This is a genomic window from Rhizobacter sp. P3_B12 (assembly GCF_056402895.1).
Genome location: NZ_JBFUGN010001680.1, coordinates 1 through 647 on the forward strand (window position 1 = coordinate 1; position 647 = coordinate 647).

General features: G+C 70.2%; 1 protein-coding gene. It reads left to right on the forward strand.

All coding sequences use genetic code 11. From position 1 onward, the window contains the following. On the forward strand, nucleotides 1-519 hold a 519-nt coding region (locus tag AC1D01_RS37645), incomplete at its 5' end, for an HlyD family type I secretion periplasmic adaptor subunit (protein ID WP_477875050.1). Between the last annotated feature and the right edge of the window lie 128 nt (nucleotides 520-647).

The following is a 647-nucleotide window of genomic DNA, read 5'->3' on the forward strand; positions in this document are numbered from 1 at the left end:
GCGCAGCAGCGCGTGGCGGCGCTGGAGCAGGAACAGCGCAAGGCGGCGGCCCGCCGCGATGCGCAGCGCCTGCTGGCGCCGGTCGACGGCACGGTGCAGCAGCTCGCGGTGCACACCGTGGGTGGCGTCGTGACGGCGGCGCAGCCGCTGATGATGGTGGTGCCGAGCGACACGCCGCTGGAGATCGAGGCGCTGGTCGAGAACCGCGACATCGGCTTCGTCATGCCGGGCCAACCGGCCGAGGTGAAGGTGGAGACCTTTCCGTACACGCGCTACGGCGTGCTGCACGGGCGCGTCGCGTCGGTGTCGAGCGATGCGATCAACGACGACAAGCGCGGGCTGGTGTATTCGACGCGGGTGCGGCTGGATCGGAAGACGATCGAGATCGACGGCCGCACGGTGCCGTTGAGCGCCGGGATGTCGGTGTCGGCCGAGGTGAAGATCGGCACGCGGCGCGTGATCGATTTCGTGCTGGCACCGCTGATCTCGCATGCAACCGAGGGTCTTCGCGAGAGGTGACGATTGGCTGCGCAAAGGCGCGTGGGGGGAGGCCATGGCGCGCCGTTCGGGTCGGTCATCGCCCCTGGCGGGGCGATGACTCCCCTGCGCTGGCTCCGGCGACCCTCCTTTATTGGCGCTCCACGGCC